This window comes from Candidatus Tisiphia endosymbiont of Ditula angustiorana, from assembly GCF_964026425.1.
Lineage (GTDB): Bacteria > Pseudomonadota > Alphaproteobacteria > Rickettsiales > Rickettsiaceae > Tisiphia.
Genome location: NZ_OZ032143.1, coordinates 2,016,950 through 2,028,699 on the forward strand (window position 1 = coordinate 2,016,950; position 11,750 = coordinate 2,028,699).

Annotated in this window: 12 protein-coding genes, 2 tRNA genes and 2 pseudogenes; 4 read left to right on the top strand and 12 right to left on the bottom strand. The window is 32.9% G+C overall.

Annotation, left to right across the window (positions count from 1 at the left end):
• The first annotated feature begins 29 nt into the window (after nt 1-29).
• A complete protein-coding gene (locus AAGD29_RS09760; protein ID WP_341757985.1) occupies nt 30-452 on the top strand; it encodes a helix-turn-helix transcriptional regulator in 423 nt (140 codons plus the stop codon).
• A gap of 20 nt (nt 453-472) precedes the next feature.
• Here the strand turns inward: AAGD29_RS09760 and AAGD29_RS09765 are convergent, their stop codons facing one another.
• The 4 genes and pseudogenes from AAGD29_RS09765 to AAGD29_RS09780 form a co-directional block, all read right to left on the bottom strand.
• Entirely contained in the window at nt 473-739 is a 267-nt protein-coding gene (locus AAGD29_RS09765) for a hypothetical protein (protein WP_341757986.1), read from the bottom strand.
• An 80-nt stretch (nt 740-819) separates the two neighbouring features.
• Nucleotides 820-975, bottom strand: a pseudogene (locus AAGD29_RS09770) (transposase); the annotation flags it as partial.
• A gap of 7 nt (nt 976-982) precedes the next feature.
• The gene (locus AAGD29_RS09775; protein ID WP_341758795.1) at nt 983-1,444 is read right to left on the bottom strand and encodes a transposase; all 462 of its coding nucleotides are present in this window, start codon (nt 1,442-1,444) and stop codon (nt 983-985) included.
• Nucleotides 1,445-1,683: 239 nt separating this feature from the next.
• Entirely contained in the window at nt 1,684-2,562 is an 879-nt protein-coding gene (locus AAGD29_RS09780; RefSeq protein ID WP_341757987.1) for a restriction endonuclease subunit S, read from the bottom strand.
• A 170-nt stretch (nt 2,563-2,732) separates the two neighbouring features.
• Between AAGD29_RS09780 and AAGD29_RS09785 the strand changes: the two genes are divergently transcribed.
• A complete protein-coding gene (locus tag AAGD29_RS09785; RefSeq protein ID WP_341757287.1) occupies nt 2,733-2,984 on the top strand; it encodes a hypothetical protein in 252 nt (83 codons plus the stop codon).
• A 53-nt stretch (nt 2,985-3,037) separates the two neighbouring features.
• On the opposite strand, the gene AAGD29_RS09790 is transcribed toward AAGD29_RS09785, so the two are convergent.
• From AAGD29_RS09790 to AAGD29_RS09825, 8 genes and pseudogenes are all read right to left on the bottom strand, one after another.
• Nucleotides 3,038-3,652 carry a group II intron maturase-specific domain-containing protein gene (locus tag AAGD29_RS09790; protein ID WP_341757326.1) on the bottom strand — a complete coding sequence of 205 codons (615 nt, stop codon included), beginning with the start codon at nt 3,650-3,652 and terminating at the stop codon, nt 3,038-3,040.
• Between the two features lie 231 nt (nt 3,653-3,883).
• Nucleotides 3,884-4,882, bottom strand: a pseudogene (locus AAGD29_RS09795) (reverse transcriptase domain-containing protein); the annotation flags it as partial.
• 570 nt (nt 4,883-5,452) lie between these two features.
• Nucleotides 5,453-6,301, bottom strand: a complete 849-nt coding sequence (locus AAGD29_RS09800; protein ID WP_341757988.1) for an IS982 family transposase — start codon at nt 6,299-6,301, stop codon at nt 5,453-5,455.
• Between the two features lie 90 nt (nt 6,302-6,391).
• Nucleotides 6,392-6,574 carry a hypothetical protein gene (locus AAGD29_RS09805; RefSeq protein WP_341757989.1) on the bottom strand — a complete coding sequence of 61 codons (183 nt, stop codon included), beginning with the start codon at nt 6,572-6,574 and terminating at the stop codon, nt 6,392-6,394.
• A complete protein-coding gene (locus AAGD29_RS09810; RefSeq protein ID WP_341757990.1) occupies nt 6,538-6,909 on the bottom strand; it encodes an IS630 transposase-related protein in 372 nt (123 codons plus the stop codon). The genes AAGD29_RS09805 and AAGD29_RS09810 overlap by 37 nt, the downstream gene beginning before the upstream one ends.
• A 142-nt stretch (nt 6,910-7,051) precedes the next feature.
• Nucleotides 7,052-7,127 (bottom strand) — tRNA-Thr (locus AAGD29_RS09815).
• Nucleotides 7,128-7,189: 62 nt separating this feature from the next.
• Nucleotides 7,190-8,518 carry a Tol-Pal system beta propeller repeat protein TolB gene (tolB, locus tag AAGD29_RS09820; RefSeq protein ID WP_410521154.1) on the bottom strand — a complete coding sequence of 443 codons (1,329 nt, stop codon included), beginning with the start codon at nt 8,516-8,518 and terminating at the stop codon, nt 7,190-7,192.
• Between the two features lie 108 nt (nt 8,519-8,626).
• Nucleotides 8,627-8,703, bottom strand: a tRNA-Val gene (locus tag AAGD29_RS09825).
• A gap of 278 nt (nt 8,704-8,981) precedes the next feature.
• Between AAGD29_RS09825 and cmk the strand changes: the two genes are divergently transcribed.
• Nucleotides 8,982-9,632 (top strand): (d)CMP kinase, encoded by a 651-nt coding sequence (cmk, locus tag AAGD29_RS09830; RefSeq protein ID WP_341757991.1) that lies wholly within the window; start codon nt 8,982-8,984, stop codon nt 9,630-9,632.
• A 171-nt stretch (nt 9,633-9,803) separates the two neighbouring features.
• On the top strand, nt 9,804-11,546 hold the full coding sequence (locus AAGD29_RS09835; RefSeq protein WP_341757992.1) for a 30S ribosomal protein S1: 1,743 nt from the start codon (nt 9,804-9,806) through the stop codon (nt 11,544-11,546).
• The last annotated feature ends 204 nt before the right edge of the window (nt 11,547-11,750 follow it).

An 11,750-nucleotide genomic window follows, 5' to 3' on the forward strand; every position in this document is an offset into this window, starting at 1 on the left:
TGTATTCAGCATACATTTATAAAATTTTTATGTCTAATAACGCTGCTAATATAAAAAAGAATCTTGAAAGACTTCTCAAAGAGAGAGAATGGAGAGTTGTTGATTTAGAAAATAAAGCAAAAAAGGGACGAGTAGTACATAATATTATACATGGTACTACTAACAATCCCCGTATAGATATCCTAAAATCTTTGGCTGACGCACTAAATGTAGACATAGAAGAATTTTTACATGAAGATGACAAAGAGGAGAATGTTAACCTTACTCTTTTATTGGATACTTGCAAGAAAGTTATTGTAGAAATAACTCCTATATGTGATAAATACACAATAAAACCTAATAATATTTTGAAACTAATAAGAGAAGTTTATAAATATTCCATGGATCTAAATTTGACTCATGCGGATAATATCCACATAAAATGGCTTATCCAACAACATTATAAAAAGTAACAACGATGCAATTTCTATAACTACTTGTATGTGTAAAAATTAGATTTAGGTGATTGATTCTTCATAATCTTGTTGATTATTACAGTAGCATGCTTTTCCTTTAAATAAGGCACTGGGATTTTTGAAATTAAATATTTATCATCTTGTGAACAAATAATAATATGTCCACCATGATGCCAATCTATAATATCTTTAATTTTATCGTTCTCATTAATATGGAGATTATCAAATATCAATAACCACTTACTTTGGTGTTTTAAATATTCCATATAAACTATTCTTAACATTTTTTACGTTCGGGATAAGGAAGTTGTGGATATGCATATTAAAGTCAAGTTTTGTTGAAGGCTTATTTTTCTTTAGTGAATGATAATATGTGTACAAAAACATTTATAGCAGACCTATGCCTTGTATGCTCAAGATTCATTTTTTTCTTTAGAAAATCAAAAACTGTCTCGATTAAATTTCGCTTTCGAAGTAAGATTTTCTCTTTTAAATCCATTAATTTATTTGCCATATTCTTTTAATTGTCAGATGTGATTACAATAGTGGGTCAAAATCTGCTTACAATTTACAATTATAAAATACCTATTCAAATTATGTATATATTCCAAATTATCTTTTGCTCCAAACCAGCTATCGGCTAGCACATATTCAAACAACACTTTGTTTGCCATACTTTGTTTTATCAAATTACGAAAATGTTCGTTTTTAGTTAGGCTAGCTTTCTTCTTGATTTTTTTACTGGCTATATCAGAAAAAACTACATCCTTATGGACAATCTCATATCCTATTGGTAAGGTAATGTCTCCATAACGAACAAGGCATGATAGTATATTTACACCTTTAACATGCCTAGATTTAGCATGCGAATAATGCCAACACATAATCTCGTTCTCATCAGTATATGGCTTCTCTTCAATTGAATCGTCTAATATTAAAACACCGCCTGCTTTCTTCTCATTTCTCCTGACTTCGGCTTTGATGTAAATCCAAAGTTATGCTGATCCTAGAGCCTTACCATTTAAAAATCTAGTAAACTTATCATGACTTATCTCGCCACATAATAAATCAGCTAATCCAGTAGCTGTTGCTTTGTTATTCTAGCAAATTAAATAATCACTATAGATATCTAAGGTCTCATGCATTTTAATTAATCTTTATTTGATACAACTAACTATATTTACACCATTATTTTTATCCAGCTTTTCTTTTCCCTGCGTAAGGTGAATTACTTCAAATGTTTATTTAATACTTTTTGTTTCATTTCTTTTGCATTTATTAAAAATTGTTTTGCTCGTTCAGTTTTTTGTTCAATTTCTTCAACTTCTTTTACGATTCTTTCTTGGATTTTAAGTAATGGTAGTTGGACTTTTACATCAGATATTTTAGGTATGGTTAATTGGGGTATTACTGAACCAGTATTTTTAATTCCTATTCTACTTAGGATATATTTCAGATACAGAGGATTTGCTACTTCTATTTTTGGTATTAATACAATTAATCTAATTATCGGATAGAATTTTTCATTTCTAAATTCAACATGACCTATTGTTCCACGGGCAGTTATTGTAACACACGGCTCATTAACTTTGACAATGTTTGTATAACCATATATTGCTTTTGTTACATTATTGGAATAAATCGGTATTTGAAATTCATCTGTTTTCGATTTTGAAAAATTATCTCTCGGAACATCACCTCCAGCAAATAAACTTTTTGCAATATCTTTAATTGCAATTTCTTTAGCACTTACAGTGTTTTTTTGATATTCGAATATCTTGTTAATTCTGTCTTGTAATTTATTAATTTTTTGCTTTGCTTCACTTTCTTTTTTCTCAATTTCTGTGATTTCTCCTATAATTTTTTCTTGGATTTCAATAGGGGGGAGAGGAACTAAAAAATCTCTTAACATTTGAGTATTGACGTGTTTTACTCCAACATTATCTGTTAAAACACTTAAAGAATTAGTTTTATTTTCAAAAAAATATCCAAGATACTCAGGTTTTAGAATATTTTTACATACAATACTATTTATTTGCTGATTAGTTGTTAATGCAATTTTATTTATAGCAACCTTACCTATCGTCCCTGTACAACTAAGTAACACACTTATATCTTTAAAATGTGATATAAGTAATTGTAAGAGGGTGACTTGATAGACACTGGACTGAAATAGTCGTGAACAGAATAAGTACCCTCTTAGTTGTTTACCTTGAACAAATTGCAGAAGGTGCTGGAAGCAGCAGCCTTGCACAATAAGACGAAGGAGATTATATCATGAGTAAAATAATAGGTCTAGATGTAAGTAAAAAATGGTTAGATATATGTTTATATGAGTCTAACAATAAACCGATATATAATCGTTTTTCCAATGATAAGTTAGGGCATGAAGAACTGATAAAATTAATAAAAGAGCAAGAAATTAAGATAATAGTATGTGAGCCTACTGGAGGTTATGAAGCAGAGATTTGCCAAGAATTGTATAATAGTCGGGTAATGAAAGAAAGTTACCTTTCTCCCATCCCCTAAGAACCGTACAGGATACTTTCGCATCATACGGCTCAAGCCTCTTAAAGCCCAATTTATTTAGAACCAGCTTCAACATTGAATCTCCGATTATGGATCTGTTTATGGCAATTGATGTGTAGCATCATCAAATTTGAGCTCCTATTATCACCACCTTTTGATTTTGGGATAACATGATGTATATCCCAATCTGTTTCTAATGTGATGATTTGCGTGCAATTCGGACACTTACCTTTTTGCTTATTCCATAGACTTAATAATTTTCTGTTATCTGATAAAGATTCATACATTTTATGTTTTAATCTTTTTTCAAAATAATCATCCCATTGCTTATCATATGGATTAGCTTCGGACAAAATCTTTACATGTCGCTTAATAGGTAGTTTAGCTGGGTCAATAAGCTTATAAATAATTGGTTCTTCCCCTAATTTTGGCTTGTCAGCTATACAAGCAAATCTCCAAGCATCACCTCTTATAAACTTAAAATACTTATTCTTAACCCAGTTACTACTCTTATTTGGATGCCGACGTTTAGACCATCGCCATACAATCTTAAATATCTCGTGCCTTAATTTACTGAAACTCTCTTTAGCAACTATATGTCTATGATATAAAGTCCAACCCCTGATAATAGGGTTGAGCATAGTTATCAATAAAACTTGTTTGATCATCTTATTATCTTAGCAATTTTCCTTATCTTTCTTATGACGTTTTGTAAGTTGTTTTTAGATGGCTTGATAAGAAACTTGCCATTATATACTGCTCGTAAATGAAGAGTTGGTAGACGAAGATCAAAATCAACAAGTGCTAGGAGTGTCCAAGCCGAGGAGCACAGCGTACATTAGTACGTGAGCACCGCAGGTCTTGGACAACAACAACGCAATTGTTGATTTTCATCGAGTATATTTCCGTACATTCTGTCCTAAGAAATCAAAACCTTGATCAATATGAGTAATTTTGGTTTTAGTACTAGATAGCTTCAATCCTCGCTCTTGTAAAAATTGCTCTACAATAGGTAAAACAAGATTCTCTAATTGTTCCTTGGATCGACCTGTGATAATAAAATCATCAGCATAGATAATATAGTTGATCTTATGAGCCGGTTTTCTTGAGGATATTTTCATCGGAAACTTTTCAGCTAGTAACTTACCCAATCCACTTAGAGTCATATTCGCAAGTAATGCTGAAGCGATGCCACCTTGCGGAGTGCCAGATTCAGTAGGGTAGATATTACCAGCTTCCATATATCCAGCTTTTAGCCATTTTCTTAATATGGTTTTATCCATTGGAATATTATCTAGAAGCCATTGATGACTAATGTTATCATAACATCCTTCAATATCAGCTTCCAGTATCCATTGAGCAGCGCATTTCCTAGAAAGGACTATATAACACTGTTCTATGGCATCTGCAGCTGATCTTTCTGCTCTAAACCCATACGAATGTCTATCTGCTGTTGTTTCTGCAACTGGTTCTAATGCTAGCTTATAAAGAGCTTGCATAGCTCTATCTTTCATAGTAGGTATACCAAGTGGTCTCTTACCATTCACCTTTGGTATATAAATCCTTCTAAGAGGGGATGGATTATAACCATGTTGCCTCAAGTTTATTATTGCCTGAGATTTAAGATCAGGTGTATGCCAAATTTCTTGATCTACACCCGCAGTTCTTTTTCCTCGATTCTCAGTCACTCTTCTAACTGCAAGAGCTTTGCCGCTAAAAGAATGGGTTAATAGTCGTTGTAAAGCTTTAACTTTACCCCATCTACCTTCCTGTATTGCTTTTACGATACGCATCTGATGACTTCTAATAACTCTGTTACATCGACTCCAGTTAATACTGTGCCAACTCACATTGCTGTCAGTAGATGCACTAGCTACAATTTGATTTGTAACCACCATTTGCTTTTCTCCTTTAAAAGTTTCATCAAATTCTCTCGTAATAAGAGACCATAACGGAAGTCTGCCCGCTTTCGCGTAGGATAATGTTACAACCCTTATCTGCCTCATTACAAAACAGCCTTCGCTTTCTCCGTCTCTCCTCTACCTGCATCCCTATCAGTTTACCTTACGGCTTACTTTCCCAGTCCGGGAAGAAATACAGGCTTACTGTGTTCTATATATATGACATAGATAGGTTAGGTTCTACCTTTCTGCCGGTGATCATAAAGTCTACGTATCGTGAGCCTATAGCACAATAACCAGATCACTTATCCTTTTGGACAGAGCTTATCAGCATCTTTAGCTCCTTACGACTGTAACGACATTTATCAGTAGTTCACATATGTTAACCATACCATCTAAGCCTAGCCTCTAACCACATGATGCTTGCAGTTTAATCTTTACCTCACAGCTTAGATTCTCTTTAAAAGCCGAGTACATTGTCCTGGTAGCTTCAAACAAAGAATTACTTCAATGCATGTACCAGTAGGCTACTGTTGGTAGAACAACAGGTTTAATCAATTTTCATAGTTAAACAATCATATATATAACCTCACATCGCCCATAAGCAACAAGAGTAGATAATATATGGACAAAGGCATTTATTGGTGATCTATGTCTAGTATGTTCAAGGTTCATTTTATTTTTTAGATAATCAAAAACTGTTTCAATTAAGTTACGCTTTCGAAGTAAGATTTTTTCTTTCAAATCCATTAATTTATTTTCCATATTCTTCTTAATTCCATGAATCATTTTTAAGCCTCTTTCATATAAATTTAAGAACAAATTTTGCTTAATATAACCTTTATCAGCTGCTATAATTCCAGTTAATCTTTTTGTTAACTCCGGTACTGGAATCCTATCATCTACATTGCCTTTGGTCACTTTTAATGCCATAAACTCCCCTTTATTATTGATTGTTACATGTAATTTAAAACCATAAAAATACCCCATAGAGGATTTACTATGTTTGGCTAATCCTTTAAAAACTTTATTGCTATAACGCCTTTTATTGTGACAAGCTTTAATCGTTGTAGAGTCAATAAAATAAATACCTGTTTCCTCACCAAACAACAAATGAATCAACATATTTAGCGGTATGAATAATCGTGCCATTAATTCAACAAATCTATTATAACTCAAGGCTTTAGGGAAATCATCCTTATGCATGCACTCTATATAACTTTTATAGAAAAATTTAAAATTCTTAGCATAGGATGTATGAAACATAATTATTATTGTTAACATTTCACTTAAACTCATGCTACAACAGCGATTTCTCTGCTTATTTGATGGTAATAACTTTCTCTGTTCATACTCCAAATAAATTTTACAAAAATCATCTATAAAACTATATAATTCTGTGATATCTTTTTTCATGCCTGTAGTTTGTTTTTTTGTTTAAAAATATAAATACTGCAGGCACTCCTTTTTGACAATCCTTTTATCTATTACTATTTCATCTATATCTTATCCCAAACTGACGTGTTTACCACTTTTTTGTCCTAGCAACAATTCTCCTATCTTACCCCAACCTCTATCTTGGCAAATAGTCCTATCTATACCACTTTCATCAAGATATACTATTTGCTCTTTGTCATATTTACTGACCTTTTCTAAATATTCAGATCGTTTCTCTGCACTTGCTTCCAAATAGCTAAAGGTTTTTTTTTATAACTATAGCCTAACTTCTTTAATATTCTTCCAACTTGAGTGCCTGTAATCCCAAATTTCTTACCAATATCTTTTAGCGTAATATTTGAATTATTTTTGACAAAATCTTCTAATTGTTGCTTGTCAACTTTACTTTTAAATCCTAATCTTACTTTTGCTAATATTGTTCCTTCTTTTTTCTTCCTTACCTTCCAACGACTAATTGTATTCTCGTGTATATCAAATATCTTAGCAGCAGATCTTTGACTATTACCTTTTTCTATATAATTTATTACTTTTTCTCTTAAATCTTGACTATATGGGCTTGTTGACATTTTTTCTCTTATTTATATCATATAAACTCATCTAATTCAATGTGTTTCACTATATATACTTTTGATAAAGCTTGGGATAATTTAGAAATCAAACAAGCAGATATTAAGTTAATAAGGTGATATTATTGTATTACAATATTTATGGTGCCGATAGAGGGAATTGAACCCCCGACCTACGCGTTACGAATGCGTCGCTCTGCCAGCTGAGCTATACCGGCAATAGGTTAGCTCTAGGTTCTTATATCTTAAAAACATGTTATAAGTAGTTATAAGAATCTAGTCAATTTAACATTCTTGACCATTCTGGATCAGAAGCATCTTGAGGAGTGAGAATCTCTCTTTCATTATAACCAGTCAAATCAATGGAATATATACGATTTTTACCTGCTGTTTTGTTTCTAGGAGGCCAGCCTTTAGCAAACATAATTATCCTACCATTGGGTGACCAACACGGACCTTCAACTAGATAGCCACTAGTTATAATTCTTTCACTATTCTCATCACCATAGGAAGGTGCTTTCATCACTCCAATGGTAAAACCCTCTCCTTTAGAAAGTTTAGTAAAGGCTATATAATCTCCTCTAGGTGACCAACTTGGTGCAGTATACATTCCCCCGCCAAAACTGATACGTTCCACATTTGAACCATCAGAATTCATAATATATAATTGTCTTGATCCACTTCGATCAGAATTAAAAACTATTTTACTGCCATCCGGTGAATAGCTAGGAGAAGTATTAATACCAACACCATGGGTCAATTGCTTAGTCGCCATATTATTCAGATCAATTTCAAAAATATGCGTAGCTCCCTTTCTTGCTATCGACATTATAGCTTTGTCCCCTTGGGGTGAGAATCTTGGAGCAAAGGACATACCAGGAAAATTACCAACCAATCTTTCCTTACCTGTTTTAAGATCACGAACATAAACATGTGGTTTTTGCTTGTGAACATAGGATAGATACATGATCTTATCTGCTTGTGGTGAAAATCTTGGAGTAAGGACCAAATTTTTACCATCTGACAGATATTTATGATTAGCACCATCATGATCCATCATAGCTATTTTCTTTACTCGTTTTAGATAAGGTCCACTCTCTGACACATATACTATTTTTGTATCAAAATAACCTGAGTCTCCAGTAATTTTCTCATAAATTTTATCAGCTATTTTATGTGCTACTCTACGCCATAAATGTGGTGGTATTTCAAAAATCTCACCTATAAGATCTTTTTCTAAGCTTGCATCCCATAATATAAAACTAACCTTTAGCTTACCAGAAGATAGCTTTATAACTTCACCATTAATCAGAAGATTAGCATTAATGTGTCGCCAAGCAGCAAAAAGAGGTTTATGTTTTATCCCCACAATTTGTTCTATAAAAGAAGCAGTAGAAATTGGGCGGAACATGCCGGAAATCTTTAGATCATTAGATATTACACTAATTATATCAGCACCAATTACATTATTCGCACTATCATCTGCATCAAATTTATTAATGGCTATCGGTATTGGATCAACATGTCCTCGTTCTATAACTATAGTTTCTATTGCATAACTATTGAAGTTAGCAACTAACAACAGTATAACACAAAAATACCTGACCACTAATACCACCTAGATCTTTTCTTAACAATATTTAACATCAACTTGTATTTAGGTTCTGTCGCCAAAAACAACCTAAATACAAATTGATGTTAATATATAATGAAAGTTTGGTGGGCGATAGTGGGTTCGAACCACCGACCTTTACGATGTCAACGTAATGCTCTAACCAACTGAGCTAACCGCCCTTGCTTCTCTGATTTAATTTTATACTTAAAACAACAAAGTATATTCTTCTGCTTTAAAGAATTGGTTTTTCAAATACTTGCGGAGTCTATCGCGTACTCACGTAGCAAATGTATGCCTAGTCGGTTTACCCCTTGTTTGTTGTTCCAATTCTTCAAATCATTTGAAATATATATCAAGTTTTCATAGTAACATGTCTAATCTATAATAGCTTCAATTTCAAGTTTTATTTGCATTATTTTAAATATTCAGCTAGAATCCGGCATAAAATTATAAGTAAATGACCTTAAAATCTCAAGCTTTTGATATTAGCAATAATTTTGTAGTGGCACTGGATGGTCCAGCAGCATCGGGTAAGGGTACAATTGGGCAAATGTTAGCACAAAAACTTAAGCTTACTTACTTTCAATCAAGTATTGTATATAGAAGCCTTGCTATTTCTTGTATAAACCAAAAAATTGATCTTACTGACATAAATGGAATAATTGAATTATCCAAATCTACGGAATATGTACAAAATTCAGAACTTGATAGTGAGATTGTAGGTAATGTAGCCTCAAAAATTGCTATTATACCGGAAGTAAGAAATAACCTAGGAAAATATCTAGGAAAATTAATAAAAACAATTCCTAGAATTATAATGGAAGGTAGAGATATTGGAACAGTAGTTGCCCCAAATGCTGACTTAAAGATTTTTATCAGAGCAGATATTGTTATTAGAGCAAAGAGAAGATATAAAGAGTTGCAAGAAAAAGGGGGAGAATATATATTTGATACAGTTTTGGAACAACTAAAAATAAGAGACAAACGGGATATAGAGCGTGATATTGCTCCAGCTCTTCCCCCACAAGGAGCTTTAGAAATTGATACTTCTTATCTATCACCAAAAGAAGTGATTGATAAGATCATGGAGTTTATTTCAGTTAGGTAACATCAACATATTTTATGTGCCATAGGTTGTTTTATCTACATTTTATTAACCCTTCATAGTTAATTCAGTTGAATTTGATTACTTAAGGCGAAGAACAACTCGCTTATGCAAATTCAAGTCAATTAACTATAATTTTTATACTAGACGGCACAACTAGTATTAGAGAATAATATGCAAAAATTTAAGAAAAAATTTGTTTCTCAACTTGCTGAAATTAGCATTCAATCTCACGAAGATTTTGCACAAATGCTTGAAGCCATAAGTACTAGTCACGTAAAAGAAGGTACTGTTGTCAAAGGTCAAGTAGTAGGGATTGCTAAAGGTATTATCATAGTTGACGTTGGATTAAAGAATGAAGGCAGAGTTCCTATAGAAGAATTTGCTCTAGCTAGTAATCAACCTTTACCAGAAGTTGGCGAGATAGTTGATGTATATATTGAGAAAATTGAAGGGCGTAACGGTAGAACTATACTAAGTCGTGAAAAGGCCATTAGAGAAGAATCATGGGGACATTTAGAAATTGCATGTGCCAATAAACAGTTTGTTGATGGTGTAATATTCGGACGTGTTAAAGGTGGATTTACTGTTGACGTATCAGGGGTTGTTGCCTTCTTACCTGGAAGTCAGGTAGATGTTAGACCAATAAAAGATATTTCTTCGTTAATGGGTATCAAGCAGCCATTCCAAATTTTAAAGATGGATAAGAAACTTGGTAATATCGTAGTTTCTAGAAGAGCTATACTTGAGGAATCAAGATCTGAGGCTAGAGACGAAATGTTATCGAAAATTAAGGAAGGAATAATATTAGATGGTACAGTAAAAAATATCACTGATTACGGTGCGTTTATTGCTTTAGGTAATTCAGGTAATGTAGACGGTCTATTGCACGTTACTGATATTTCATGGAGCAGAATAAATCACCCTTCTGAAGTTTTATCTCTAGATCAAAAAGTTAGGGTTATAGTTATAAAATTTAATGAAGAAACTAAGAGAATTTCACTTGGTATGAAGCAACTTGATCATAATCCATGGCAAAGTATAAAAGAAGAATTCCCAGTTGGCAAAATAATGACTGGCAAAGTAACAAATATTGCTGATTATGGGGTATTTATTGAATTAAAAGATGGTATTGAAGGACTCGTTCATTCAAGCGAAATTAGTTGGGTAAAATCAAATCAACATCCTAAGAAAATGCTTACTATTGGTCAAGAGGTTCAATTCACAATTTTAGAAGTTGATACCGATAAACATAGAATATCTCTAAGTATTAAACAGTGTCAAGATAACCCAATTATTGGGTTTGCACATAGTCATCCAATAGGTAGTATAATTAAAGCACCAATACGAAATATCACTGACTTTGGTATGTTTGTAGCACTTGATGACAACATTGATGGTATGATTCATGAAACAGATATAAGTTGGGAAGGCAATGGTACTGAGCTGTTAAAAACATATAAAAAGAATGATCAAATAGAGTGTAAAGTTTTATCAATTGATATTGAAAAGGAACGTATAAGCTTGGGTATTAAACAACTAAGCTTTGACTCGCAGCAAGATGAATTTGACATGTACAAAAAAAATATGGTCGTTACTTGTTCAGTTACTGAAGTTAAAGATGATGGGATAGAAGTTATTTTAGATGACAAAATACTGGGTTTCATCAAAAAAGCTGATCTTTCTAGTGAAAAAGCTGATCAAAAAACTGAAAGATTTGTCCCTAATGACAGAATTGATGCAAAAATCATTACCATTGATAAGGCATCTCGTAAAGTTACTTTGTCAATAAAAGCACTTGAAATAGAAAAGAGAGAAAAAGCTATCAAAGAATACGGCTCTGCTGATAGTGGTGCTAGTCTAGGAGACATACTTGGAACAGCTCTTGACGATAGTAAGGATGATAAGACAAAATGATGTTGAGTATTACTGGAAACGATTCTTCGTATGCATTTTATAGCTAACCCGTTAAGGTTTTAGATACTCCCGTCATTGCGAGGAGCTACTTTAGTAGCGACGAAGCAATCCAAAAAGTGATTAGAAATGGATTACCACGACCACTACGTGGTCTCGCAATGACGCCTAGAATATCAATAACTTATTCGGATTAGCTATACCGCT

Coding starts and splice junctions, on each gene's coding strand:
- AAGD29_RS09760 (WP_341757985.1), top strand. CDS start 30: ATGTCTAATAACGCTGCTAATATAAAAAAGAATCTTGAAAGACTTCTC.
- AAGD29_RS09765 (WP_341757986.1), bottom strand. CDS start 739: ATGTTAAGAATAGTTTATATGGAATATTTAAAACACCAAAGTAAGTGG.
- AAGD29_RS09785 (WP_341757287.1), top strand. CDS start 2,733: ATGAGTAAAATAATAGGTCTAGATGTAAGTAAAAAATGGTTAGATATA.
- AAGD29_RS09790 (WP_341757326.1), bottom strand. CDS start 3,652: ATGATCAAACAAGTTTTATTGATAACTATGCTCAACCCTATTATCAGG.
- AAGD29_RS09800 (WP_341757988.1), bottom strand. CDS start 6,301: ATGAAAAAAGATATCACAGAATTATATAGTTTTATAGATGATTTTTGT.
- AAGD29_RS09810 (WP_341757990.1), bottom strand. CDS start 6,909: ATGTCAACAAGCCCATATAGTCAAGATTTAAGAGAAAAAGTAATAAAT.
- cmk (WP_341757991.1), top strand. CDS start 8,982: ATGACCTTAAAATCTCAAGCTTTTGATATTAGCAATAATTTTGTAGTG.
- AAGD29_RS09835 (WP_341757992.1), top strand. CDS start 9,804: ATGCAAAAATTTAAGAAAAAATTTGTTTCTCAACTTGCTGAAATTAGC.